The 23,195-nt window shown below is 65.5% G+C and carries 23 protein-coding genes; 11 read left to right on the top strand and 12 right to left on the bottom strand.

Features of this window, described 5'->3' with window-relative positions; all coding sequences use genetic code 11:
- Positions 1-2: 2 nt before the first annotated feature.
- The 8 genes from AC6RIC_RS11585 to AC6RIC_RS11550 form a co-directional block, all read right to left on the bottom strand.
- Complete coding sequence (locus AC6RIC_RS11585) at positions 3-632, bottom strand: LysE family translocator (RefSeq protein WP_454656424.1); 630 nt, start codon at positions 630-632, stop codon at positions 3-5.
- 1 nt (position 633) lies between these two features.
- A complete protein-coding gene (locus AC6RIC_RS11580) occupies positions 634-957 on the bottom strand; it encodes an XdhC family protein (RefSeq protein WP_499736280.1) in 324 nt (107 codons plus the stop codon).
- Positions 958-1,100: 143 nt separating this feature from the next.
- Entirely contained in the window at positions 1,101-2,300 is a 1,200-nt protein-coding gene (locus AC6RIC_RS11575; RefSeq protein ID WP_499736279.1) for a vWA domain-containing protein, read from the bottom strand.
- The gene (locus tag AC6RIC_RS11570) at positions 2,297-2,677 is read right to left on the bottom strand and encodes a nuclear transport factor 2 family protein (protein WP_499736278.1); all 381 of its coding nucleotides are present in this window, start codon (positions 2,675-2,677) and stop codon (positions 2,297-2,299) included. The genes AC6RIC_RS11575 and AC6RIC_RS11570 overlap by 4 nt, the downstream gene beginning before the upstream one ends.
- Before the next feature lie 33 nt (positions 2,678-2,710).
- Entirely contained in the window at positions 2,711-3,625 is a 915-nt protein-coding gene (locus AC6RIC_RS11565; RefSeq protein WP_454656420.1) for an AAA family ATPase, read from the bottom strand.
- Between the two features lie 236 nt (positions 3,626-3,861).
- Positions 3,862-4,665, bottom strand: coding sequence for an FAD binding domain-containing protein (locus tag AC6RIC_RS11560; RefSeq protein ID WP_499736277.1), 804 nt, complete (start codon positions 4,663-4,665; stop codon positions 3,862-3,864).
- 17 nt (positions 4,666-4,682) lie between these two features.
- Complete coding sequence (locus AC6RIC_RS11555; protein ID WP_499736276.1) at positions 4,683-7,046, bottom strand: xanthine dehydrogenase family protein molybdopterin-binding subunit; 2,364 nt, start codon at positions 7,044-7,046, stop codon at positions 4,683-4,685.
- 96 nt (positions 7,047-7,142) lie between these two features.
- Positions 7,143-7,643, bottom strand: a complete 501-nt coding sequence (locus AC6RIC_RS11550; RefSeq protein WP_454656417.1) for a (2Fe-2S)-binding protein — start codon at positions 7,641-7,643, stop codon at positions 7,143-7,145.
- 287 nt (positions 7,644-7,930) lie between these two features.
- Between AC6RIC_RS11550 and AC6RIC_RS11545 the strand changes: the two genes are divergently transcribed.
- A complete protein-coding gene (locus AC6RIC_RS11545; protein ID WP_499736275.1) occupies positions 7,931-9,286 on the top strand; it encodes a methyl-accepting chemotaxis protein in 1,356 nt (451 codons plus the stop codon).
- A gap of 9 nt (positions 9,287-9,295) precedes the next feature.
- Here the strand turns inward: AC6RIC_RS11545 and AC6RIC_RS11540 are convergent, their stop codons facing one another.
- A complete protein-coding gene (locus tag AC6RIC_RS11540; RefSeq protein WP_199085851.1) occupies positions 9,296-9,748 on the bottom strand; it encodes an SRPBCC family protein in 453 nt (150 codons plus the stop codon).
- A 148-nt stretch (positions 9,749-9,896) separates the two neighbouring features.
- On the opposite strand from AC6RIC_RS11540, the gene AC6RIC_RS11535 reads away from it, so the two are divergent.
- Both AC6RIC_RS11535 and AC6RIC_RS11530 read left to right on the top strand, forming a co-directional pair.
- On the top strand, positions 9,897-11,156 hold the full coding sequence (locus AC6RIC_RS11535; RefSeq protein ID WP_499736274.1) for an aconitase X: 1,260 nt from the start codon (positions 9,897-9,899) through the stop codon (positions 11,154-11,156).
- The gene (locus AC6RIC_RS11530) at positions 11,147-11,557 is read left to right on the top strand and encodes an aconitase X swivel domain-containing protein (protein ID WP_499736273.1); all 411 of its coding nucleotides are present in this window, start codon (positions 11,147-11,149) and stop codon (positions 11,555-11,557) included. The genes AC6RIC_RS11535 and AC6RIC_RS11530 overlap by 10 nt, the downstream gene beginning before the upstream one ends.
- Before the next feature lie 181 nt (positions 11,558-11,738).
- On the opposite strand, the gene AC6RIC_RS11525 is transcribed toward AC6RIC_RS11530, so the two are convergent.
- A complete protein-coding gene (locus AC6RIC_RS11525) occupies positions 11,739-12,254 on the bottom strand; it encodes a flavin reductase family protein (RefSeq protein WP_499736272.1) in 516 nt (171 codons plus the stop codon).
- Positions 12,255-12,528: 274 nt separating this feature from the next.
- Here AC6RIC_RS11525 and AC6RIC_RS11520 point away from each other — a divergent pair, with 274 nt between their 5' ends.
- The 8 genes from AC6RIC_RS11520 to AC6RIC_RS11485 all read left to right on the top strand — a co-directional run bounded on the left by AC6RIC_RS11520 (position 12,529) and on the right by AC6RIC_RS11485 (position 20,760).
- Positions 12,529-12,855: a cupin domain-containing protein gene (locus AC6RIC_RS11520; protein ID WP_454656412.1), complete on the top strand. Its 327-nt coding sequence runs from the start codon at positions 12,529-12,531 to the stop codon at positions 12,853-12,855.
- Between the two features lie 409 nt (positions 12,856-13,264).
- Positions 13,265-14,188 (top strand): branched-chain amino acid ABC transporter permease, encoded by a 924-nt coding sequence (locus tag AC6RIC_RS11515; RefSeq protein ID WP_454656411.1) that lies wholly within the window; start codon positions 13,265-13,267, stop codon positions 14,186-14,188.
- A gap of 4 nt (positions 14,189-14,192) precedes the next feature.
- Positions 14,193-15,578 (top strand): high-affinity branched-chain amino acid ABC transporter permease LivM, encoded by a 1,386-nt coding sequence (gene livM / locus AC6RIC_RS11510; RefSeq protein ID WP_499736271.1) that lies wholly within the window; start codon positions 14,193-14,195, stop codon positions 15,576-15,578.
- The gene (locus AC6RIC_RS11505) at positions 15,578-16,444 is read left to right on the top strand and encodes an ABC transporter ATP-binding protein (protein ID WP_454656409.1); all 867 of its coding nucleotides are present in this window, start codon (positions 15,578-15,580) and stop codon (positions 16,442-16,444) included. The genes livM and AC6RIC_RS11505 overlap by 1 nt, the downstream gene beginning before the upstream one ends.
- Positions 16,441-17,172: an ABC transporter ATP-binding protein gene (locus tag AC6RIC_RS11500; protein WP_454656408.1), complete on the top strand. Its 732-nt coding sequence runs from the start codon at positions 16,441-16,443 to the stop codon at positions 17,170-17,172. The genes AC6RIC_RS11505 and AC6RIC_RS11500 overlap by 4 nt, the downstream gene beginning before the upstream one ends.
- Positions 17,173-17,299: 127 nt before the next feature.
- Positions 17,300-17,674, top strand: coding sequence for a DUF6867 family protein (locus tag AC6RIC_RS11495; RefSeq protein WP_454656407.1), 375 nt, complete (start codon positions 17,300-17,302; stop codon positions 17,672-17,674).
- Between the two features lie 130 nt (positions 17,675-17,804).
- Entirely contained in the window at positions 17,805-18,920 is a 1,116-nt protein-coding gene (locus AC6RIC_RS11490; protein WP_454656406.1) for a branched-chain amino acid ABC transporter substrate-binding protein, read from the top strand.
- Positions 18,921-19,242: 322 nt separating this feature from the next.
- On the top strand, positions 19,243-20,760 hold the full coding sequence (locus AC6RIC_RS11485; RefSeq protein ID WP_454656405.1) for a hypothetical protein: 1,518 nt from the start codon (positions 19,243-19,245) through the stop codon (positions 20,758-20,760).
- A 314-nt stretch (positions 20,761-21,074) separates the two neighbouring features.
- Here AC6RIC_RS11485 and AC6RIC_RS11480 read toward each other — a convergent pair whose 3' ends face one another.
- Both AC6RIC_RS11480 and purB read right to left on the bottom strand, forming a co-directional pair.
- Positions 21,075-21,653: an RBBP9/YdeN family alpha/beta hydrolase gene (locus AC6RIC_RS11480; RefSeq protein ID WP_499736270.1), complete on the bottom strand. Its 579-nt coding sequence runs from the start codon at positions 21,651-21,653 to the stop codon at positions 21,075-21,077.
- Positions 21,654-21,838: 185 nt separating this feature from the next.
- Entirely contained in the window at positions 21,839-23,146 is a 1,308-nt protein-coding gene (purB, locus tag AC6RIC_RS11475; protein ID WP_499736269.1) for an adenylosuccinate lyase, read from the bottom strand.
- Positions 23,147-23,195 lie beyond the last annotated feature (49 nt).

Genomic DNA, 23,195 nt, shown 5'->3' with positions numbered 1-23,195 from the left:
GCTCAGCCCCTGTCCGTCGCGAGCTTCAGGCCGAGCGCGATCATCAGCGAGCCACCGATCCAGCGCCCGAAGGCGAAGCTCGCCTTGGTCTTCTTCATCGCACCGACGACGAGCGAAGCACCAAAGACCGTCACGAGATCGGCCGAGGAGAAGGCGAAATTCACGATCGTACCGAGGATCAGGAACTGCACCCAGACCGGCAGCGCAGCGGCCGGATCGACGAACTGCGGCAGCAGAGCGATGAAGAACAGCGCGACCTTGGGGTTCAGGATCTCGACGATGAAGGAATCGAGCAGCGCGCGCTTCACCGTCTTGGGCGGCGCGACCGGCTGGTCGGGCGAGCCCATGCGCGAGCGGATCATTCCGATGCCGATCCAGATCAGGTAGAGCGCGCCCGCGATCTTCACGGCCATGTAGAGTTCAGGCACATGCTTGAACACGGCCGACAGCCCGAAAGCCGCGGCGAAGACATGCAGGTAGCAGCCGAGATGGATGCCGAGCATCGCCATCAGCCCGGCCTTGCGACCATGGCTGATCGTCTGGGCGGCGGTGTAGAGCAGCGCCGGCCCCGGAAAATAGGCGACGAGGATGGTCACCGTCGCGAAGGCGACAAGGGTTTCCCAGGAGGCCATCTCAGTTCACCTTCTCGACATAAACCTTGATGCGCCCGCCGCAGGAAAGCCCGACCTGCCAGGCCGTCTCGTCGGCGACGCCGAACTCCAGCATGCGCGCCTTGCCGTCGGCGATGACGTCGGCAGCCTCGGCCACCACGGCGCCCTCGACGCAGCCGCCCGAGACCGAGCCGAGGAAACTCCCCTCCCCGTCGATGACGAGATGCGAGCCGACCGGGCGCGGCGCCGAGCCCCAGGTCTCGACCACGGTCGCGATGGCGACGCCGCGGCCGCCGCGCGCCCAATCCTCGGCCGCGCGCAGGATATCGGTTTCGGTGCTGATCATGGTCGGCGTCCTATCTCAGCCCTCATCCTGAGGAGCCGCGTAGCGGCGTCTCGAAGGATGTTCTAGCGAACTCTGGAACATCCTTCGAGACGCGATCTACGATCGCTCCTCAGGATGAGGGCTCGCGAGCAAAACATCATGCCTCAACCCGCCCGTTTCAACCACAGGCGCGGATCGCTCTCCCGCCCTGCATCCAGCGACAACGCGGCGCAGAGATCGGCCATCGCCGCAAGGTTGTGAATCGGCCGGAACGAGTCGACATGGGGCAGCATCGCCCGGATGCCGCTCGCCCGCGCCGCGAAAGCCTCGTAGCGCAAAAGCGGGTTCAGCCAGACGAGTTGCCGGCAGGAGCGGTGCAGCCGGTCCATCTCGAAACCGAGGCTATCATCGAGATGGCGTTCCAGCCCGTCCGTGAAGAGCAGCACGATCGCCCCGCCCGCCAGCACCCGCCGCGACCAGATGCGGTTGAAGTCATGCAGCGCCGTCGCGATGCGCGTGCCGCCCTCCCAGTCCGGTGCGGCCTTTCCGGCGAGCGCCAGCGCCTCGTCAGGGTCGCGCGCCCGCAGCATCCGCGTGACATTGGTCAGGCGCGTGCCGAAGACGAAAGAATGCACGCGCCGGCGCTTCTCGGTCAGCGCATGCAGGAAATGCAGGAAGATGCGCGAATACTCCGCCATCGAGCCGGAGATATCGACCAGTGCCACGACCGGTGGATGCACCTCGCGCCGCTCGCGGAAGGCAAGGTCGATCGAGCCACCGCCACCCCGCAGCGACTGCCGGAAGGTCCGGCGCGGATCGATGCGCGTGCCGCGATGCGCCGGCCGGAAGCGGCGCGTCACGATGGCATCGTCGGGCAGCCTGAGCTCGGCGATCAACTGCTTGGCGCGCGCGATCTCGGCAGCACTCATCTGGGCGAAATCGCGCGATTTCAGCATCTCGCGATCGGAGACAGTCAGTCGCGCCGTCAGCTCGGTCAGCTCCTTCGGCGGCTCGTCTTCGCGTGGCGGCGGCGCGAAGGCCTCCGCGACGCGCAGCGCCCCGGCTTCGGCCTTCTCCGGCTGGCTGTCGGCGCGGGGCGAGACCGGCGACATCTGCGCCATGATCTTCTCGATCAGGTTGCGCCGGCGCCAGAACAACCGGAACGCCTGGTCGTAGACGGGCGAGTCCTCATGCTTCTTCACGAAGATCGCATGCAGCGCCCAGTAGACATCGTCACGCCCGCCGAGCGCTCCGCCTTCCAGCGCCGCGATCGCCTCGACCACGGCGCCCGGCCCGACCGGCAGCCCAGCCGCGCGCAAGGCGCGGGCGAAATAGGCGACGTTCTCGGCAAGCTTGCCGCTCACGCGCCCCGCGTCTCCGTCATGAACACCTTCTGGACGATCTGCCAGCGGCTCTCGATCTTCAGCAGCGAGAGCAGGTCGGTGAAATAGCGCGGCGGCATCTGGCACTTCACCTTGACCAGCGCCAGCGTCGGCCCGACGAGGTCGATGGTCAGGATATGGTCGTCGCGCTGCATCCCCACCGCCTGCGGCGCCGGCCGGGTGCGCACGGCGTCGAGCCACGCGTCGCGCGTCACGATCTGGATCGCGCCGTCGTCGCGCGCCGTGGTCAGGGCGCTGGTCGGGTGGAAGACATGCGCGAGCTTCTCGGCATCGCCCTCGTAGAGCCCGTCGAGATAGGTCCGGACCGTCGCCTCGACGGCCTTGATATCGGCGTTCATCGCAGCACCCTCTCGCTTCGCGGCGCAGGAAACCTAGCGCCCCGCCTCCGCCTTGGCCCGATCCAGAAGCTCCTTCACCTGCGAGCCCTGCATCGCCTGGATATCGTCCTGATACTTCAGCAGTGCCCCCAGCGTATCCGAAACGATGGCGGGATCGAGCGCGACTGCGTCAAGCTCGACCAGCGCCGTCGCCCAGTCCAGCGTCTCGGCGACGCCCGGCGCCTTGAACAGCTCCTCCTTGCGGATCGCCTGCACGAAGGCGACGAGCTGCTTCGAGAGCTTGGCCGGCGCATCCGGCACCTTCGCCTTCAGAATCGCCAGCTCGCGCGCCGCATCGGGATAACCGACCCAGTGATAGAGGCAGCGGCGCTTCAGCGCGTCGTGGATCTCGCGGGTGCGGTTCGAGGTCAGGATCACGATCGGCGGCTCGGCCGCCCGGATCGTGCCGAGCTCGGGGATGGTCACCTGCGCATCGGCCAGCACCTCGAGCAGGAAGGCCTCGAAGGCCTCGTCGGTGCGGTCGAGCTCGTCGATCAGCAGGATCGGCGCCCCGCCCTCCTGCGGCTCCAGCGCCTGCAGGAGAGGCCGCTTCACCAGATATTTCTCGGAGAAGATGTCGCCTTCCAGCCGCTCGCGATCGCCGGCCGCGCCACCGGCCTCGGCCAGCCGGATCGCCATCATCTGCCCGGCATAGTTCCATTCGTAGACGGCGGAGGCGAGATCGAGCCCCTCGTAGCACTGCAACCGGATCAGCCGGCGGCCCAGCCCTGCCGCCAGAACCTTGGCGATCTCGGTCTTGCCGGTGCCGGCCTCGCCTTCCAGCAAGAGCGGCCGCTTCATCCTTAGCGCCAGGAACAGCACCGTCGCGAGCGCGCGGTCGGCGACATAGCCTTGGCCCTGCAGGAGCGCGAGCGTGGCGTCGATGGAGGAAGGCAGAGGGCTGGACATCAAGACACACGTCATGCCCGAGCCTGACCCGGGCATCTCTCGGGAATGAGCGATGAGCTAGGCGCGGAAGAGGTCAAAGGGTCAAGTCGACGAAACGCCGGTCCGCTTTGCGCCCCTTTCCATGTCATGGTCGGGCTTGTCCCCACCATCCACGTCTTGATCGATGCCATGCGGTGTTCAAGACGTGGATGCTCGCCACAAGGGCGAGCATGACGGTCAGGGCGGCAGCGCTTCGCCTACTTCCCCGTCGCCTGCGCCACGGCCTGCTTGGCCATCACGCTGATCAGATGGGCGCGGTACTCGGCATCGGCATGGATATCGCCGTTGATGCCCTTCGCCGTGTGCTTCAACCCGTCCAGTGATTTCGGCGCGAAGCGCGCCTTCAGCGCGGCCTCGGCTTCCGGCCAGCGGAAGACGCCGCCCTCGCCCGCCCCGGTCACCGTGACGCGGATCTCGCTGCCGCGCTTGGCGACGAAGACACCGACCATGGCATAGCGCGAAGCCGGGTTGCGGAACTTGGCATAACCCGCCTTCGAGACCAGCGGGAACGAGACCTTGGTGATGATCTCGCCTTCCTCCAGCGCCGTCTCGTAGAGCCCGGTGAAGAACTCCTCCGCCGTCAGCTTGCGCTTGTTGGTGACGACGGTGGCGCCGAGCGCCAGCAGGGCCGCCGGATAATCCGCCGCCGGATCGTTATTGGCGACCGAGCCGCCGATCGTGCCGCGATGGCGCACATGCGGATCGCCGATGCTGCCGGCGAGGAACGCGAGCGCCGGGATCGCCTCCTGCACCTCGGCCGAGGATGCGACCTCGGCATGGGTCGTCATCGCGCCGATAACGATGTTGCGGCCCTTGGCCGCGATGCCCTTGAGATCGGGGCAGGCGCCGAGATCGACGAGCGCAGTCGGCGAGGCCAGCCGCTGCTTCATCGTCGGCAGCAGGGTGTGGCCGCCGGCCAGAAGCTTGGCGTCCTCCTTCTTGGCGAGAAGCGTCGCGGCCTGCCGGGCGCTGGTGGGCTTATGATAGGTGAAAGCGTACATGGACCTGTCCTTTCAGCTCACTCGGCCGCCTGGCGGCTGATCGACTTCTGTGCCGCGCGCCACACCGCCTGCGGCGTGGCCGGCATCGCGATGTCCTCATGGCCGAGCGCGTCGGTGATGGCGTTGATGACGGCGGGTGGCGAGGCGATGGCTCCGGCCTCGCCACAGCCCTTGATCCCCAGCGGGTTCGACGGACACGGCGTCACGGTCATGCCGACATCGAAGGATGGCAGGTCGTCGGCGCGCGGCATAGTGTAATCCATGAAGCTCGCGGTCACGAGCTGCCCGTCGGCATTGTAGCGCGCGCCTTCCAGCAGGGCCTGACCGACGCCCTGGGCGATGCCGCCATGGACCTGCCCTTCGACGATCATCGGGTTGATGACATTGCCGAAATCGTCGACGGCGGCCCAGCGCTCGATCCTGGTCACGCCGGTCTCGGGGTCGATCTCGACCTCGCAGATATGGACGCCGGCCGGGAAGGTGAAATTGGTCGGGTCGTAGAACGCCCCTTCCTTCAGCCCCGGCTCCAGCTCCTGCCCGTTGAACTTGTGCGCGACATAGGCCTGCAGGGCGCAGGAGCCGAAATCGAGCTTGCGGTCGGTGCCCTTCACCGAGAAATGCCCGTCCGCGAAGTCGATATCGGCCTCGTCGGCCTCCAGCACATGGGCGGCGACCTTCTTGCCCTTGGCGATCACCTTGTCGATGGCTTTGAAGATCGCGGACATGCCGACCGCACCCGAGCGCGAGCCATAGGTGCCCATGCCCATCTGCACCTTGTCGGTATCGCCATGGATGATCGAGACATTGTCGATGGGAATGCCGAGCCGATCCGAAACGAGCTGGGCGAAGGTCGTCTCATGGCCCTGGCCGTGGCTATGCGAGCCGGTGAGAACCTCGACAGTCCCGACCGGATTGACCCGGACCTCGGCCGATTCCCACAAGCCGACGCCGGCGCCGAGCGAGCCGACTGCGGCGGACGGCGCGATGCCGCAGGCCTCGATATAGGAGGAGAAGCCGATGCCGCGCAGCTTGCCGGCCCGCGCCGAGTCGCGCTTGCGCTTGCCCAGTCCCTTGTAGTCGATCATCTCCAGCGCCTTCTTCATGGAGGCGCCGTAATTGCCGGCATCGTACATCATGATGACCGGCGTTTGGTGCGGGAACTTCTTGATGTAGTTTTGCATCCGGAACTTGGCCGGGTCCTTGCCGAGCTGGCGCGCCGTGACCTCGACCAGGCGCTCGACCACGAAGGTGGCCTCCGGCCGCCCGGCGCCGCGATAGGCATCGACCGGAGCGGTGTTGGTATAGACCGCGTCGACCTCGCAATAGATCGCCGGGATATCGTACTGGCCGGACAGCAGCGGCGCGTAGAGATAGGTCGGCACCGAGGACGAGAAGGTCGAGAGATAGGCCCCGAGATTGGCGGTCGTCTTCACCCGCATACCCAGGATCTTGCCCTCGGCATCGGTCGCAAGCTCGGCATGGGTGACGTGGTCGCGGCCATGTGCGTCGGAGAGGAAGGCCTCGGTCCGATCCGCCGTCCACTTCACCGGCCGTCCGACCTTCTTGGCCGCCCAGACGCAGACCGTCTCCTCGGCATAGATGAAGATCTTGGAGCCGAAGCCGCCGCCGACATCCGGCGCGATCACGCGCAGCTTGTTCTCGGGCGCGATGCCGATGAAGGCCGAGAGCACCAGCCGCGCCACATGCGGGTTCTGGCTGGTGGTGTAGAGCGTGAAGATGCCATCGCCGGCGTCGTAGTCGCCGACGGCAGCCCGGGGCTCCATCGCGTTCGGCACGAGCCGGTTGTTGACGAGGTCGAGCTTCGTGACGTGCTTGGCCGCCTTGAAAGCCTTCTCGGTCGCGTCCTTGTCGCCGAGATGCCAGTTGAACACGCTGTTGTCCGGCGCCTCGTCATGGACCACGGTCTTGGCGCCGATGGCCTTGGCGGTGTCGACCACCGCCGGCAGCTCCTGATAGTCAACCGCGATCGCCTCGGCCGCGTCGCGCGCCTGCGCCAGCGTCTCCGCCACCACGACCGCGACATGGTCGCCGACATAGCGCACCTTGCCTTGCGCCAGCGCCGGGTGCGGGCCGGCACGCATCGGCGAACCGTCCTTGTTGTGGATCATCCAGCCGCAGATCAGCCCGCCGATCTTGTCGGTGGCGAGATCAGCACCGGTGAAGATGCCGAGCACGCCCGGCATGCCGGCGGCGGCCTTGGTGTCGATCACCTTGATCTTGGCATGCGCATGCGGCGAGCGCAGGAAATAGGCATGGGCCTGGCCCGGCCGGTTGACGTCGTCGGTATAGCGGCCCTGGCCGGTGATGAAACGGTGATCTTCCTTGCGGCGGACTGCGGCGCCGATTCCGGTGGCGGACATGGTGTTCCCTCCTCGCACGGCGCCTCTGCCGGGCGCCTCACTGCATGGAACGCGTGACGGATGGGGAGCCCGCACCGCAAGGCGCGGGCGAGTGCCTCATTCGGCAGCCTGGCGGGCAGGCGCGGCGCCCTTGCCCATGGCCTCGGCGCCTGCGGCGATCGCCTTGACGATATTGTGGTAGCCGGTGCAGCGGCAGATATTGCCGTCGAGATCCTCGCGGATCGTCTTCTCGTCGAGGGCGTGGCCGCGGCGGTTCACCATGTCGACGGCGGACATGATCATGCCCGGCGTGCAGAAGCCGCATTGCAGGCCATGATGCTCGCGGAAGGCCTCCTGCATCGGATGCAGCGTGTCGCCGGCGGCGAGCCCCTCGATCGTCGTGACGGAAGCGCCGTCCACGGAGACCGCGAGCGTCGTGCAGGACTTCACCGCCTTGCCGTCGAGATGCACGAGGCAGGCGCCGCATTGGCTGGTATCGCAGCCGACATGGGTTCCGGTCAGCCGCAGGTTCTCTCGCAGGAACTGCACCAGAAGGGTGCGCGGGTCGATAGTGGCGGTGACGGCTTTGCCGTTCACCGTCAGCGAAACAGTGGCCATGAGCATATCTCCTGTGACCCGTCTCTGACGCCGGCCCGCCCCCTCCCTGGGGCTTGGCCGTGCTGGAACCTCGGAACGGCCGGCCTCATCAGGCAGACCTTCCTTGGAACAGCTCAAAAATGAATGTGGACCCGCGTTTTTCCGGGGTCAAGCGGAACGGCGCATTCCGAAAGCGGAGATTTTTACCGGAATCCGGGGGTTTTCGCCATTTCGATCTCCCGCAGGCGCACATTGGCGAAATTTTAATGAGCCCCTGTCAGACTGTTTGGCGTGGCAGGCTACCCCACATGAGCGATTTCTTGCCCTTGATCATGGACCAGATCCAGCGACGCCTGAAGGCGATCGGCTATGGAGAGGCGCAGCGCGAACGCTTGCAGCGCTATCGGCCGCTCGTCGACCGATTGATCGAGGGGCTGGTCAGCGCCGATTTCGAGCGGGCCTTCATCATCCATCCGCCGCTCCGCGAAACGGTCCTTCCGGTCGCCGAAGCACTTTACCCTGCCGAGGCGAACCATGTCCGCCTGCTGTTCGCCGGCGCCTTCGACGCGACCTATGTCGCTTCGATGGATCGCCTGTGCCAGCTCGAACGGCAGGCCAATGTCCGCAGCCGCGCCCGTGCCTCGATCGCCTTCTCGCTGGTGCGCGAAATCTGCCTGGCGAACCGGAAGCGCTCGCTCGTCTCGCCGCGGAAATTCGCCGAGGACATCTTCATCATCGAGCGAATCCTGACCTATGACGTCAATACGGCGATGACGATCAACCAGGAGATCGAGGCGAGCGACGCCCGCCGTCGCACCTCCACGCTCGACGAGGCTGCCGCCAAGCTCAGGACCCGGATCGCCCATCTCGACGAGACCATCAGCGATGCGGTCGAGCAATTCGTGGTGACGGCCGACGAAACCGGGCGGACCACCAGCTTCATCAAGGACACTGTCGGGAAGGTCGCCAGCGCCTCGGTCATCGTGCGCGAAAAGTCGCTGCAGACCGCAGCCGCGACCGAGGAGATGTCGGCCAACGTCGCCGATATCGGCCAGCGCGCCCGGCAGAGCCTGTCGATCACGCATCAGGCCGTGCTGGATGCCGGCGAAATGAACGAGGCGGTCGTCCGCCTGCGCGAAGCCACCGGCAGCATCGGCAAGGTCGTCGGTATGATCGCCGACATCGCCGCCCAGACCAATCTGCTCGCCCTCAATGCCACGATCGAGGCCGCCCGCGCCGGCGAGGCCGGCCGCGGCTTCGCCGTCGTCGCCGCCGAGGTGAAGTCGCTCGCGACCCAGACGGCGAGCGCGACGCAGGACATCGCCGGCCAGATCGCCGAGCTTGCGGCCAGCGCCGAGGCCTGCGGCACCCACGCCGCTGCCATCGCCGCAACGGTCGATGCCATCCGCCTCGATTCCGAGGCGATCTCGGAAGCCGTCACACAGCAGAGCAAGGTCACCGCCTCGATCGCGCACGATGCCGCCATGGTCGCGGACAGCTCGGACGCGGCGATCGAAAGCGCCAATGCCGTCAATGGCAGCCTGGACATGACCCAGACGGCGCTTGAGCGGGCGAATGTCGCCGCCGCCAACATCGCGCTTCAGGTCGGCGCGGCGGAGGCCGCTGTGAGCCAGGCGCTGGCTGCGCTGCGCGAAGCCTCCTGAGCAACGGCCTCAGCCTTCGCTCACCGCCTTGGCGAAATTGGCGAAGAACTCGTCGGCCAGCTTCTTCGAAACCGAGTCGATCAGGCGCGAGCCGAGCTGCATCAGCTTGCCGCCGACCTGCGCCTCGACCTCGTAGCGCAGCAGGGTCTGGCCTCCCTCGGCATCGCTCAGATGGACGCGAGCGCCCCCCTTTGCGAAGCCGGCAATACCACCCTCGCCCTCGCCGGAGATGCGATAGCCGTTCGGTGGATCGAGTTCGCTGAGCTCGACCTTGCCCTTGAAGGTCGCCTTCACCGGTCCCAGCTTGACCTTCACCACGGCCGAGAGATGCGTGTCGTCGTCCATGGTGAGCTGCTCGCAGCCGGGAATGCAGGCTTTCAGCACCTCCGGGTCGTTCAGCTTGGCCCAGACCACGTCCTTGGCGGCCGGCAATGTCGCCTCGCCGTTCATCGTCATCGCCATGGCGCGTCTCCCGCATGAGGTCACCGCGACACGGGCGATTGCAGCCGGCGCGGTTCGAAGGTTATCCAGTTCCCTATCCATGGTCGCAAAGCCCCCGCCTGCACAAGAGGCGCCCGGCATGGAGCCTGCGCTCTTTCCGGGAGGACCGATGCTTGAACTCACCCAAGACGAACGCGCGATCGCTGGTGGCGCCGCCGGCGAAGGCGCGGCCATGGCGATGCGGATCGTGGCCGAGGCGGCCCGCCTGATGGGCGCACCGCGCCTGATCCCGGTCGCCTCCGCCCATATCGACGGGGCGCTCTACCATGGCGATTCCGGCACGCTCTTCGCGGAGAAACTCGTCGCGGGCGGTGCCCGCGTCGGCGTGCGGGCCAGCCTGAATGTCGGCTCGCTGGCACCGGCCGGCTGCGCGGCGATCCGCCTGCCTCCGCATCAGCGCGACATGGCCCGGCGCATGATGCGCGCCTATGAGGCGATGGGCTGCGAGCCGAGCTGGACCTGCGCGCCCTATCAGGCCGGGCATCGGCCGGCGCAGGGCAGCGACGTCGCCTGGGGTGAATCCAACGCAGTCGTCTTCTGCAATTCCGTGCTCGGCGCCCGCACCAATCGCTACGGCGATTTCCTCGACATTGCCTGCGCCATCGCCGGCCGCGCCCCCGATTACGGCCTGCATCGCCCCGAGAACCGGATTGCGACGCTGTTGATCGATGTCGGCAGCCTCTCCCGCGAACTCCGTTCCTCCGACGTGTTCTATCCCGTGCTCGGCACGATCCTCGGCCGCCGTGCCGGCAGCGACGTTGCCGTGATCGAGGGCCTCCAGGGCTGTACCAGCGAAGACCGGCTCAAGGCGCTCGGCGCGGCTGCCGCTTCGGCCGGCGGCGTCGGGCTTTTCCATGTTGCGGGCGTGACGCCCGAGGCCCCGGATGCAACAACAGCGCTGGGCGGTATCGCACCACGCGAGGCGATCAAGTTGACGCCGGGCGACATCACCAATGCCCTCGCCCGCCTCTCGACGGCCGGATCGACGGACCGCATCGATGCCGTCGCCATCGGCTCGCCGCATCTCTCGCTGGCCGAGATCGACGAACTCGAACGCCTCATGGCCGGGCGCCGGCTGAAGGTTCCGCTCTATGCCAATACCGGCCGTCATGTCGTCGGCCCGCTGGAGGCACAGGGCCGGCGCGCCGCGCTGGAAGCGGCGGGCGTGGTCTTCGTCGTCGACACCTGCGTCGTCGTCACCCCGATCCTGCCGGAGCTGGAGGGCGCGGTGCTGATGACCAATTCCGGCAAATTCGCCCATTACGCGCCGGGCAATACCGGCTACGCCGTGACCTATGGCTCGCTTTCGGAATGCGTCGAGAGCGCGGTCGCCGGCCGGCTCGTCAGGGAGGCCCGCGCATGGCGCTGAAGGCGGAAATCCTCCTGCCTGGCAACGCCGTCTCGGGCGCCTGCCTGGCCTTGACCGCCCCGATCAGCTTCTGGGGCGGGGTCGATCCAGCGAGCGGCGCGATCATCGATGCCCGCCATCCCGAACGCGGGCAGAACATCGCCGGCCGCATCCTCGCCTTGCCGGGCACGATCGGCTCGTCCTCGGCCTCGGCCGTGCTGCTGGAACTGGTCCATGCCGGCAAGGCGCCGGCCGCCCTGCTGATGGACGCGCCGGACGCGATTCTTCTGCTCGGGCTCGTCGTCGCCCGCGAGATGGGCTGGCCGACGCCACCGGCCCTCCGACTGCCGGCCGCCGATCAGAGGGCACTTGCCGATCGCAGGATCGCGATCTCGGCAGAGGGGCTGATCACGGCGGCTTAGCGACTGTTCGATCCCGGTCACAACCACCTTGTCATTCCGGGGCTTCGCGTCAGCGAAGAACCCGGAACCCACGACTGGGCGAGCCGCCAGCAACTCGCGAAGTGATGCTTAACCCGGTCGTGGGTTCCGGGTTCGCACCTTCGGCGCGCCCCGGAATGACAAGGAGCAGCTTGAGCCGCCGCTAAACCGAGCTGAAACGGCGGTGGCGGTAGATCAGCCCCGCCCCGCGCCCCGCGCCGCCAAGACCGACGACCTCGCCGATCACGATACGATGGCTGGCGACGTCATGCGTCGCGACCAGCCGGCAGTCGAAGGCCGAGATCGCATCGAGCAGGACCGGCGCCCCCGTGACGAGCTTGCCCCAACGGACGGTCTCGAAGCGTGCCTCACCCTCGATGCCCCGCCGGCTGGCGAAGATTTCCGCGAGATCGACGAGCTGTTCCGGCAAGGTGTTGATGCAGAACGTCCCGCTGGCCTCGATCGCGGCCAGCGTGCGGCTGCCCCGCGCAATGCAGGCGAGCACGGTCGGCGGCGAATCGGAAACGGAAGCGACGGCTGTCGCGGTCAACCCGATGCGCCCGCCCGGCCCGCTGGTGGTCACGACATGGACGGCACTCGCGACCCGCGCCATGGCATCGCGGAAAGCATGGGCCTCCGGATGGTCCAGCGGCGGCAGGGGATGGACGGTCTTCGTCATCAGCTCGATCGGTGCACTGTCCCGCATCCGGCGGAACAGCAGTCCATGTAGAGATTCAAGGAAGCCGGCGCCAGCCATCGCGGCGCAGGCATGCCCGTGCACGGCAGTTGGGGCTTTCCCGTCCGCCAGCGGCCCGGCGCAACCATGGTCTGCGCCCGGCAGCTTGATCTCGCGATCGCGATCCCTCAGGCTCGACCGATGTCGGCTGCCAGCGGCCGGGCCGGGGCCTGATCGGGAGAACCGGCGAACCGGCGTTCCGACCCAGGAGACCCAGATGGCCTTCACCTGCACGATCCCCGCCACGCCCACCATCCAGCAGGACGACGAGACGATCCGGATCACCCGCTGGGATTTCGAGCCCGGCGCCGTCACCGGCTGGCACGAGCATGGCTGGCCCTATTTCGTCATCATGCTCGTGGCGGGTACGCTGCGCATCCACAACGGCACGGATGTCACCGACGTGCCGCTGGCACAGGGGCAGGCCTATATGCGCCCGGCCGGCATCCGCCACGACGTCATGAACGGGTCCGACCACCCGATCGCCTTTGTCGAGATCGAGGTGAAGCAGCCCGGCGCCCTGAAGGAACTCACCTTGCCGTGACGGCAGCAGCCGCGCGACGGGCCTCGCGGGCACAGCCGGGGCCCGTCGCCACACGGCGCTGATCCATGCATTTTTCCGATCCAACGATCAGCTTTTCGTATTCGTCTTTCGGATGAGCCGCCTTCGGGTGCATGACGGCCCGCTGTAGCCGAGATGGCAGGAAATGCCGTTCACCCAAGTTTTCCCCGCTCACCACGCAATCATCATGCGCAGAACGCCCGCAATCCCGCAGAGTATTCTGCACATTTTCGCGCCGTTTGGTTCGTAATTGCTTTTGACAGAAATTTAGCGCGGAGCGATTGTCGCTGACGCGAGCCGTTGGTAGCTCTGCACAGCAATCGCATCCCGCATGCGCCGGTGTCATGCCGACGACAAGAACGGGAGCTGGTTCGAGGGGTCGGCGTTTTCAATGGAAGTCTTCCTGCAGCAGCTCATCAACGGGCTGACACTGGGATCGATCTACGGTCTCATCGCCATCGGCTACACGATGGTCTTCGGCATCATCGGCATGGTGAACTTCGCCCATGGCGACATTTTCATGCTCTCCGCCTTCATCGCGCTGATCTTCTTCATGCTGATCACGGCGGTGGTCGGCACCGGGGCCGGCATGGTCATGCTGGCGCTGATCGTGGTGCTGGCGCTGGCGATGTTCTTCACCTCGCTGTGGAACTGGACGATCGAGCGTGTCGCCTACCGGCCGCTGCGCGGCTCCTTCCGCCTGGCGCCGCTGATCTCGGCGATCGGCATGTCGATCTTCCTGATGAACTTCGTGCAGGTCGTGCAGGGCCCGCGCAACAAGTCGATCCCGCCGCTGCTCAACAAGTCGATCACGCTGATCGAGAGCACGACCTACTCGGTGCAGATCTCCTACAAGCAGATCGTCATCATCCTGACGACGGCGGTGCTGCTCGCGGCCTTCTGGTACATCGTGCAGAAGACGCCGCTCGGCCGGGCCCAGCGCGCCTGCGAGCAGGATCGCAAGATGGCGGCCCTCCTCGGCATCGACGTCGACCGCACCATCTCGATCACCTTCGTCATGGGCGCCGCGCTCGCGGCGGTGGCCGGCGTGATGTACCTCGTGCTCTATGGCGTCGTGAACTTCGCCGACGGCTTCACACCCGGCGTCAAGGCCTTCACGGCCGCGGTGCTCGGCGGCATCGGCTCGCTGCCCGGCGCGGTCATCGGCGGCCTGCTGATCGGCCTGATCGAGGTGATGTGGTCGGCCTATTTCACCATCGACTACAAGGACGTCGCCGCCTTCACGATCCTGGCGATCGTGCTGGTCTTCATGCCCTCCGGCCTGCTTGGGCGCCCGGAAGTCGAGAAGGTCTGACGCCATGGCGAGCAACCCGACCGCAAACCCGGCCGCTCCCGGCCGCGACCTGAAGGCGGCCTTCAAGGAGGCCGGCTTCGCCGCCCTCGTCACGCTCGGCCTCTGCATCCCGATCATCGCCTGGGGCACGCGCCAGAACATGGACAATGTCCTGGTGCTCGACCCGCGCTGGGATGCCGTCGCCTGGGCCGTCGCCATCGTCTTCGTCGGCCGCTTCCTGGTCGCGCTGCGCAAGCAGGGCCAGCAGGAGGGCAAGGCCACGATGCGCATCCTGCCGCACGGCACCATAGCCTTCTTCCAACGCTATTCCCGCATCTTCTCGGTGTTCGGGCTGGGCTTCCTCGTCACCTTCCCGGCGATCGCGATCGGCCTCGCCGGCTGGGGCGGCGCGCTGAAATGGATCGACAATTTCGGCGTCCAGATCCTGATCTACGTCATGCTCGGCTGGGGCCTGAACATCGTCGTCGGCCTCGCCGGCCTGCTCGACCTCGGCTATGTGGCCTTCTACGCCGTCGGCGCCTATTCCTACGCGCTGCTGGCCAAGAATTTCGGCCTGTCCTTCTGGATCCTGCTGCCGCTTGCCGGCATCCTCGCCGCCTTCTGGGGCATGCTGCTCGGCTTCCCGGTGCTGCGCCTGCGCGGCGACTATCTCGCCATCGTGACGCTGGCCTTCGGCGAGATCATCCGCCTGGTGCTGATCAACTGGACCGAGTTCTCGAACGGCTATGCCGGCATTTCCGGCATTCCGCGCCCCACCTTCTTCGGCATACCCTTCACGGCGGCGGATAATGGTTTCGCCGCCGTTTTCGGGCTGGAGTTCACGCCGCTCTACCGAACGATCTTCCTCTACTACCTGATCCTCTGCCTCGCGCTGCTGACCGCCTTCGTCACGCTGCGGCTGCGCCGCCTGCCGGTCGGGCGCGCCTGGGAGGCGCTGCGCGAGGACGAGATCGCCTGCCGCTCGCTCGGCATCAACACCACCAACACCAAACTCACCGCCTTCTCGATCGGCGCCATGTTCGGCGGCTTCGCCGGCGCCTTCTTCTCGGCGCGGCAGGGTTTCATCTCGCCTGAATCCTTCGTCTTCATGGAATCGGCCGTGATCCTCGCCATCGTCGTGCTCGGCGGCATGGGCTCGCTCTGGGGCTGCGCCATCGCGGCGATCGCGATGATCGGCGGCACCGAGCTCCTGCGCGAGCTCGAATGGATGAAGCAGATCTTCGGCAACGACTTCGACCCGACGAAGTACCGCATGCTGATCTTCGGCTTCGCCATGGTGGTGATCATGATCTGGAAGCCGCGCGGCCTGATCTCGACCCGCGAGCCCACCGCCTTCCTCAAGGAGAAGAAGAAGATCTCTGCCGACATGGTCCAGGAGGGGCACGGCTGATGGCCACGAACGCTCCCCAATTGACGCCGCAGGGCCGCGCCCTGCTGGAGGTCGAGCAGGTCACCATGCGCTTCGGCGGCCTGACCGCCGTCAACGCGCTGTCCTTCCAGGCCCGCAAGGGCGAGATCACCGCGCTGATCGGCCCCAACGGCGCCGGCAAGACCACGGTCTTCAACTGCATCACCGGCTTCTACAAGCCGACGCAGGGCATGATCTCGCTCAACCACGAAGACGGCACGAGCTATCTGCTCGAGCGCATGCTGGACTTCCGCATCTCCTGGAAGGCCAAGGTCGCCCGCACCTTCCAGAACATCCGCCTTTTCGGCGGCATGACGGTGCTGGAGAACCTGCTCGTCGCCCAGCACAACCCGCTGATGCTGGCCTCCGGCTTCACCTTCCTCGGCGTACTCGGCGTCGGCGGCTACAAGGCCCGCGAGAGGGAGGCGATCGAGAAGGCCAAGTTCTGGCTCGACAAGATCAACCTGACCCATCGCGCCGACGATCCCGCCGCCGACCTGCCCTATGGCGACCAGCGCCGGCTGGAGATCGCGCGGGCCATGTGCACCGACCCGGTCCTGCTCTGCCTCGACGAACCGGCCGCGGGCCTCAACCCGCGCGAGAGCCACGACCTCAACACGCTGCTGCTCTCGATCCGCAAGGACCTGGGCACGGCGCTGCTGCTGATCGAGCACGACATGTCCGTCGTCATGGAAATCTCGGACCACGTCGTGGTCCTCGACTACGGCACCAAGATCGCCGACGGCACGCCGGCCGAAGTACAGGCCGACCCGAAGGTCATCGCTGCCTATCTCGGCGTCGATGATGAGGAGGTCGAAGAGGTCGAAGCGGAGGTCGGCATCTCGTGACTCAAGCTCAGCCTCTTCTGGCCGTCCGCGGCGTCAAGACCTATTACGGCAAGATCATCGCGCTGAAGGGCGTCGACATCGACGTCAATCCCGGCGAGATCGTCACCATGATCGGCGCCAACGGCGCAGGCAAATCCACGCTGATGATGACGATCTTCGGCAATCCGCAGGCCCGCGAAGGCTCGGTCACCTATGAGGGCCGCGATATCACGCGGATGCCGAGCCACGAGATCGCGAGGCTGGGCATTGCCCAGTCACCCGAAGGCCGCCGCATCTTCCCGCGCATGACGGTGTTCGAGAACCTGCAGATGGGCGCCGCCGTCCGCAATTTCGAGAATTTCGACGAGGATCTCGAAAAGATCTGCGTGCTCTTCCCGCGTATCCGGGAGCGTCTGCAGCAGCGCGGCGGCACGCTCTCCGGCGGCGAGCAGCAGATGGTCGCGATCGCACGCGCCCTGATGGCCCGCCCGAAATTGCTTCTGCTCGACGAGCCATCGCTCGGCCTCGCACCCCTGATCGTGAAGCAGATCTTCGAGGCGATCCGCGAGCTCAACCGGACGCAGGGGCTCACCGTCTTCCTGGTCGAGCAGAACGCCTTCCATGCGCTGAAGCTCGCCCATCGCGGCTATGTGATGGTCAACGGCGTCATCACCATGAGCGGCACCGGCAAGGATCTGCTCGCCAATCCGCAGGTCCGCGCCGCCTATCTCGAAGGCGGCCGGCACTGACACGAGACGGCGGAGGGTCACCTCTCCTCCGCTGCAACTTTTTGATGAGAGACGGCCGCACGCCACCCATGCCATCGCTGTGGTGATGTCAGCCGCTTCCAAAGCCGCCTGAAGCGGGGAACACGAGATGCAGGGCATCCTCTACGAAGAACCGACGGTCTGGCTCTTCCTGCTGGTGACGGTCGTCATGGGCGGCTGGCTTGCCTGGATGGCCGGCCGCGCCATCGCGCTGACCTGGCGGTCGAACTGGCAGCTCGTCGTCTACATGCTGGTGCTCGGCCTGTTCGTGCGCTTCATCCATTTCGCGCTGTTCCAGGCGACGCTGCTGACGCTGCACTACTACATCGTCGATACCATCCTGCTCATCGCCTTCGGCTATGCCGGCTGGCGCTACACCCGGGCGAAGCAGATGACGCGGCAGTATCACTGGCTGTTCGAGCGCGCCGGCCCCTTCGGCTGGAAACCCCGCCCGGGCGCCGAAATACGACCTGAATTGCTCTAAAGAGCTCATGAGCTTGTCGCGTGACAGACCATCGGAAAAGCGCAAGATTGCGGCTCACGGTGGCCATAACGCGCCGAGACGGGCGGCCCGTCCAGCCCGTTGGTCAATCAATACAGGGGAGTTGCATCACATGAAGAAACTGCTGTTGGGCGGTATTGCGCTCGGCGCGGTCCTTGCCTTCTCCGGCATGGCCAATGCGCAGATCAAGCTCGGTGTCGGCGGCCCGATCACCGGCCCGAACGCCGCGTTCGGCGCACAGCTCAAGAACGGCGCCGAGCAGGCGGTCGAGGATATCAACGCCGCCGGCGGCGTCCTCGGCCAGAAGATCACGATCTCGGTCGGCGACGACGTCTCCGATCCGAAGCAGGGCGTCTCGGTCGCCAACAAGTTCGTCGGTGACGGCGTGAAATGGGTGCTCGGCCACTTCAACTCTGGCGTCACCATGCCGGCCTCCGAAGTCTATGCTGAAAACGGCATCCTGATGATCTCGCCTTCGGCCACGAACCCGAAGATCACCGAGCGCGGCCTGTGGAACACCTTCCGCACCTGCGGCCGTGACGACCAGCAGGGCAGCGTCGCCTCGGCCTATCTCCTGAAGAACTTCAAGGACAAGAAGATCGCCGTCGTCCACGACAAGACGACCTATGGCCAGGGCCTCGCCGACGAGACCAAGAAGGGTCTCAATGCCGGCGGCGTCAAGGAAGTGCTCTACGAAGGCATCAACGCCGGCGAGAAGGACTTCTCGGCGCTCGTCTCGAAGATCAAGGCCTCCGGTGCCGACTACCTCTACTGGGGCGGCCTGCACACCGAAGGCGGCCTGATCGTGCGCCAGATGCGCGACCAGGGCCTGAAGACGGTCCTCGTCTCGGGTGACGGCATCACCACCGACGAGTTCGCCACCATCGGCGGCCCCGGCGTCGAAGGCACCCTGATGACCTTCCCGCCGGATCCGCAGAAGCGCCCGGAAGCGGCCGCCGTCGTCCAGAAGTTCGCGGCCAAGAACTTCAAGCCGGAAGCCTATACGCTGTACAGCTACGCCGCCGTCCAGATCATGGCGGAAGGCGCCAAGCGCGCGAACTCGGTCGATCCCAAGAAGATCGCCGCCGCGCTGCATGGCGGCCAGCCGGTCAAGACCGTGATCGGCGATATCGGCTTCGACAAGAAGGGCGACATCACCCGTCCGGACTACACCGTCTACACCTGGAAGAAGGCCGCCGACGGCAAGATCACCTATGTCGAGAATTGATCTCGGCGGCTAATCCGGTCTCCTGAACGAAAGAGCCCGCCCCGGGATGTCCGGGGCGGGCTTTTCGCTATGTGCGGCAGCTCTTTCGCGTGGCGTCGACCCAAGTAGCGTCCTCCAGCCGACACCGGACAGCCGAGCGCGCAGCGCCGGCCGCTTCCAACCATTCAGCAAGTCTCGTGTGCAGCCACCAGGGCAAGTTCAAGCCGCAGGATCGATGCAATCCATAATCTTCCATCCAAAAATAACACAACCATAAGTTGCATAATGTCGATTTGATCATTACCTTGCGGCAGCCACCTGTGCGGTGGCCCGGGAGGAAAACATGTCTCGAACTGTCAGCTCAGCACTGCTTTCGCTCACGCTTCTTGCCCCGTTCGGCGCCCAGGCGCAGCAACCGCTGTTCGGGGACTGGGGAAATCCCGCATGGAGCCGGTACTTCAAGGCGATCGAAACCCGTTTGATCGGACCGACCCCCTCGAACAGCGACCTGGCCATCCTGCTTCCCACACCGACCAACGCCGACTGGGCCAGCAACAATCCGACCCGACGTCTGCTCGCCATGAATAATTGGGGCGAAACCATGCCGTCATTCCAATGGACCTATCTGCGCAACAGCTCGAAACGCATCAGCGACGGCTACAAGTACTTTCTCAATGCCGCGATGCTGCAGAGAATCGGCCAGGGAACCGCGAGCGACGACTTGAAGAATGCGACGCGGCGAGCTCTGGACGAGCTCGAATTCGCCCGTTCGGATTACAAGGCCTCCGTGGACCAGGCAGATGCCGCATATGAGAACTATGCCGGCGTGACCCCCAAACCCCAACGGCTCACCAAGGCGCAATTCTTCAAGCAGCAAGCTTATGACGTCCAGATCAAGGTCAAGGACAGGGCGCTCAAAGAGGCGGCGGGCACCTTTGACATCATATCCAGCGGTCTGAACGACCCCGACATCGCCCTTCTCAAGGACGCGCAGATAAGGCTCACCAACCCCAACCAGAAAATCAGGCTGCCCGCATCGGAACAATTGATAAACGATCCGGATCGCTGGCAAGAATACTACATAACAACAATAGATAAATCGCTTAACATATTCGCGAATGACTACAAACCACAAACACAAGAAATAAACGAAGCACAATCATCTTCACAATATTTCGAATCACGCTGGAAGGTCAATGTCAGCGTCAAATTCCTCGGATTATTTCGGACCGCTGGGGCCAGCGCAGAACAGACCACACGCGAAAATCATGTCAGGACCAACACGACGAACATACAGATCGGGTTCGAGAACCTGGACGTTTTCCCGATTACGCGTGGAGAGTGGTACAGCCAGAACGTCATTGACAAGTTTGGGCCTACACTCAAGACGAGCGAATTCAATGCCGTGTTCGGCCCGGGCGGACAGCTCGAGGTCATTCCGATGAACCTTCTCGTCGGGAAGGGCATGTCGTTCACCGTTTTCGCCGATAGCCAATCCCTGGACTACGTGTACGAGCACTTTCATGCCGCCGCAGATGCGGGGATTATGATCGGATGGTGGAGGCTGGGAGGAAGCGGGGAGTACTCGACGACCAAGGAGAATGTCGAAGTCAAACGCTTCTCGGACAGGATTACCTTCACGGACCTGAGCGGCAGGCCGCAAGTCATCGCGATGGCCGTGAAACATATGGCCGGCAGCATGAAGCCTGCAGCGGCTGTACCGCAGCTCCTGACCGCGGAACAGACGATGAAGGGCCTCAAGAATGTCGAGGCCATCTGGGCGAACGAACAGGGCGCAAAAGCGCTCCAGAACTTTGCCAGCCCCATGCTGATGCAGAATCTGAGGCTGCAACTCCAATAGCGGGGTGAGATCAGCCAGACCAAAGCCGATCGGGCCAGACAGACCCGATCGGCTGAGCTGCCTTATGCTGATCCATAACGGATCGCACGGCTCGAGCGGCAAATGTCGTCGGCACGTCAGAAATGCTGCGGCGGCAAGGACAAATTCCCGCCATCGCTCATGGACCGGCAAGCGTACCTGTCGATTCCGGATTGTTGCCGCGCACCGGGGGGCGATCGCGCGCTGCGCCTCCCGTGCCGCCCCCCGCTGACAAGCGGGGCCGCATAGGACAGCGGGCATCAATGCGCTGGGGAAGCCGGCGACCCGCCGCCCGCCTATTGACTCAATCTCTGCGGAACCACGCTCAAGCTCTTGAGGAAGCCCGCGAAACGCAGGAGACCGTCCGGCCAGGGACCATGCCCGGACTCGCTGTTGAGATGGCCGCTATCGCCGGCATCGACGAATTCCGAGCCCCAGGCTTCGGCCAACGCCTTCGCCTCGTCCTGCGTGCAATAGGGATCGGTCGCGCTACCGATCAGGACTGAGGGGAATGGCAGCTTCTCGCGGCGATGCGCGATGAAATCCGGCCCCATACCGGGCACCGCCCCTTTCGCCTTCTCGGAAGCCGGGGCGACCAGAAAGGCACCTGCGACCTCGCCGGGATGGAGATGCTCGGCGGCGAAGGCGATCGCACTGCAGCCAGCCGAGTGCCCGACGAGCACGACGGGGCGCGTCGCGCTGCGCACGGCCTTCACGATCTCATCCGCCCAGACATGGCGGGAGGGTTTGTACCAGTCCGCCTGCTCGACGCGGCGCGCCGTCTTGAGGCGGGTCGCCCAGCGGCTCTGCCAATGGTCGGGCCCGGAGCCCGACCAGCCGGGAACGATGAGGATATCGACGTCGGAGGATTTCATGATGGATCAGTAGAGCTGTCTTCCCGTGCGCGCTGCAGCGTGAAACGCTGCTGCGCAGACACGGAACCGTCTTACGAAGAAGCGCCTTTCCGTCATGCGGCCCCGCATCTGCGCAGCAGCACTTGCGTGCTGCGGCGCGTGCGGGATGACGAACCGGCCCAAAGTAAGTTCGCCCATCAACCGCTTCAAGCGTCCCCGAACACCCGGCGGAAGATCGTGTCGACATGCTTGAAGTGATAGCCCTCGTCGAACATCGCCTTGAGCTCGGAAGCGGAGAGCTTCCCGGCGACGTCCTTGTCGGCCATCAGGTTGGTCAGGAAGTCCTCGCCATGCTCCCAGGTGCGCATCGCGTTGCGCTGGACCATGGAATAGCTGTCCTCGCGGCTGGCGCCGGCCTGGGTCAGGGCCAGCAGCACGCGCTGCGAATTGTGCAGGCCGCCGAGACGGTCGAGGTTCTTGCGCATGTTCTGCGGATAGATCAGCAGCTTGTCGACGACGCCGGTGAGCCGCGCCAGCGCGAAATCAAGGGTCACGGTGGCGTCGGGGCCGATCATGCGCTCGACGGACGAGTGCGAGATGTCGCGCTCATGCCAGAGAGCAACGTTCTCCAGCGCCGGCGTGACCATGCCGCGCACGAGACGGGACAGGCCCGTCAGGTTCTCGGTCAGCACCGGGTTGCGCTTGTGCGGCATCGCCGAAGAGCCCTTTTGGCCCGGCGAGAAATACTCCTCCGCCTCGTAGACCTCGGTGCGCTGCAGATGGCGGATCTCGGTCGAGAGCCGCTCGATGCAGGAGGCGACGACGCCGAGCGTCGCGAAATACATCGCGTGCCGGTCGCGCGGGATCACCTGGGTCGAGACCGGCTCGACGGTCAGCCCCATCTTGGCAGCGACATACTCTTCCACGCTCGGGTCGATATTGGCGAAGGTGCCGACGGCGCCAGAGATCGCGCAGGTCGCGATTTCGGCACGGGCTGCAACGAGGCGGGCGCGGCAGCGGTCGAACTCGGCATAGGCCTGCGCGAGCTTCAGCCCAAACGTCACCGGCTCGGCATGGATGCCATGCGAACGGCCGATGGTCGGGGTGAGCTTGTGCTCGAAGGCGCGGCGCTTGATCGCGGCGAGCAGCGCGTCGACATCGGCGATCAGGAGATCGGTGGCACGCGCGAGCTGGACCGAGAGCGTGGTGTCGAGGATATCAGACGAGGTCATGCCCTGGTGGACGAAGCGGGCCTCGGGCCCAACGATCTCGGCCAGATGCGTCAGGAAGGCGATGACGTCATGCTTGGTGACGCGCTCGATCTCGTCGATGCGCGCGACGTCGAAGACGGCGTCCCTGGCCTTGGCCCAGATCGTCGCGGCGGCCTCTTTCGGCACCACGCCGAGCTCGGCGAGCTTGTCAGTCGCATGCGCCTCGATCTCGAACCAGATGCGGAAGCGGGTCTGCGGCTCCCAGATGGCAACCATCTCGGGGCGGGAATAGCGCGGGATCATCGCAAGCCTTTCACTTCGTTCTCAGCGTCATCCCGGGCGGAGCGAAGCG

It is taken from the genome of Allobosea sp. TBD101 (assembly GCF_059817965.1).
Note: the sequence above shows the minus strand (reverse complement) of the source record. Positions and strands in the feature narration are given on the sequence as shown.

Bases quoted from the DNA above. Each gene is read 5' to 3' on its own strand.
- AC6RIC_RS11585 (WP_454656424.1), bottom strand. From the start codon at position 632: ATGGCCTCCTGGGAAACCCTTGTCGCCTTCGCGACGGTGACCATCCTC.
- AC6RIC_RS11580 (WP_499736280.1), bottom strand. From the start codon at position 957: ATGATCAGCACCGAAACCGATATCCTGCGCGCGGCCGAGGATTGGGCG.
- AC6RIC_RS11570 (WP_499736278.1), bottom strand. From the start codon at position 2,677: ATGAACGCCGATATCAAGGCCGTCGAGGCGACGGTCCGGACCTATCTC.
- AC6RIC_RS11565 (WP_454656420.1), bottom strand. From the start codon at position 3,625: ATGTCCAGCCCTCTGCCTTCCTCCATCGACGCCACGCTCGCGCTCCTG.
- AC6RIC_RS11560 (WP_499736277.1), bottom strand. From the start codon at position 4,665: ATGTACGCTTTCACCTATCATAAGCCCACCAGCGCCCGGCAGGCCGCG.
- AC6RIC_RS11555 (WP_499736276.1), bottom strand. From the start codon at position 7,046: ATGTCCGCCACCGGAATCGGCGCCGCAGTCCGCCGCAAGGAAGATCAC.
- AC6RIC_RS11550 (WP_454656417.1), bottom strand. From the start codon at position 7,643: ATGGCCACTGTTTCGCTGACGGTGAACGGCAAAGCCGTCACCGCCACT.
- AC6RIC_RS11545 (WP_499736275.1), top strand. From the start codon at position 7,931: ATGAGCGATTTCTTGCCCTTGATCATGGACCAGATCCAGCGACGCCTG.
- AC6RIC_RS11540 (WP_199085851.1), bottom strand. From the start codon at position 9,748: ATGGCGATGACGATGAACGGCGAGGCGACATTGCCGGCCGCCAAGGAC.
- AC6RIC_RS11535 (WP_499736274.1), top strand. From the start codon at position 9,897: ATGCTTGAACTCACCCAAGACGAACGCGCGATCGCTGGTGGCGCCGCC.
- AC6RIC_RS11530 (WP_499736273.1), top strand. From the start codon at position 11,147: ATGGCGCTGAAGGCGGAAATCCTCCTGCCTGGCAACGCCGTCTCGGGC.
- AC6RIC_RS11525 (WP_499736272.1), bottom strand. From the start codon at position 12,254: ATGACGAAGACCGTCCATCCCCTGCCGCCGCTGGACCATCCGGAGGCC.
- AC6RIC_RS11520 (WP_454656412.1), top strand. From the start codon at position 12,529: ATGGCCTTCACCTGCACGATCCCCGCCACGCCCACCATCCAGCAGGAC.
- AC6RIC_RS11515 (WP_454656411.1), top strand. From the start codon at position 13,265: ATGGAAGTCTTCCTGCAGCAGCTCATCAACGGGCTGACACTGGGATCG.
- livM (WP_499736271.1), top strand. From the start codon at position 14,193: ATGGCGAGCAACCCGACCGCAAACCCGGCCGCTCCCGGCCGCGACCTG.
- AC6RIC_RS11505 (WP_454656409.1), top strand. From the start codon at position 15,578: ATGGCCACGAACGCTCCCCAATTGACGCCGCAGGGCCGCGCCCTGCTG.
- AC6RIC_RS11495 (WP_454656407.1), top strand. From the start codon at position 17,300: ATGCAGGGCATCCTCTACGAAGAACCGACGGTCTGGCTCTTCCTGCTG.
- AC6RIC_RS11490 (WP_454656406.1), top strand. From the start codon at position 17,805: ATGAAGAAACTGCTGTTGGGCGGTATTGCGCTCGGCGCGGTCCTTGCC.
- AC6RIC_RS11485 (WP_454656405.1), top strand. From the start codon at position 19,243: ATGTCTCGAACTGTCAGCTCAGCACTGCTTTCGCTCACGCTTCTTGCC.
- AC6RIC_RS11480 (WP_499736270.1), bottom strand. From the start codon at position 21,653: ATGAAATCCTCCGACGTCGATATCCTCATCGTTCCCGGCTGGTCGGGC.
- purB (WP_499736269.1), bottom strand. From the start codon at position 23,146: ATGATCCCGCGCTATTCCCGCCCCGAGATGGTTGCCATCTGGGAGCCG.